Source organism: Mesorhizobium sp. M8A.F.Ca.ET.218.01.1.1 (assembly GCF_004791165.1).
Lineage (GTDB): Bacteria > Pseudomonadota > Alphaproteobacteria > Rhizobiales > Rhizobiaceae > Mesorhizobium.
Map to the genome: position 1 here is coordinate 1 of NZ_SRUZ01000121.1, position 333 is coordinate 333.

A 333-nucleotide genomic window follows, 5' to 3' on the forward strand; every position below is an offset into this window, starting at 1 on the left:
CGCGAATTCGGCTGGAGACAGACCAATGACCATCACCGACACGAGCATGCCGACGCCCGATGATACAGGCAGGCGCGGCTTGATGGCGGACGTGTTCTTTTCGCTGCTGCGGTCTGCTACTTTCCTCACCGGCTTCGCCATCGTCCTGTTCTGGATCTCCTGCGCGCTGTTCGGCGAGCATTTCGTCCCCTACGACCCACTGGCAACCGACATCATCAACGCGCTTGCGCCACCGTCTTCCGAACACTGGTTCGGTACCGACCAGATCGGCCGCGATGTCTACTCCCGCGTCATCGTCGGCTCGCGCGACATTCTGACCGTTGCGCCGCTGGC

Annotated in this window: 1 pseudogene; it reads left to right on the forward strand. The window is 62.2% G+C overall.

The annotated features are described in order from the left end of the window. Positions 1–25: 25 nt before the first annotated feature. Positions 26–333: pseudogene (locus EN861_RS34660) on the forward strand (ABC transporter permease); the annotation flags it as partial.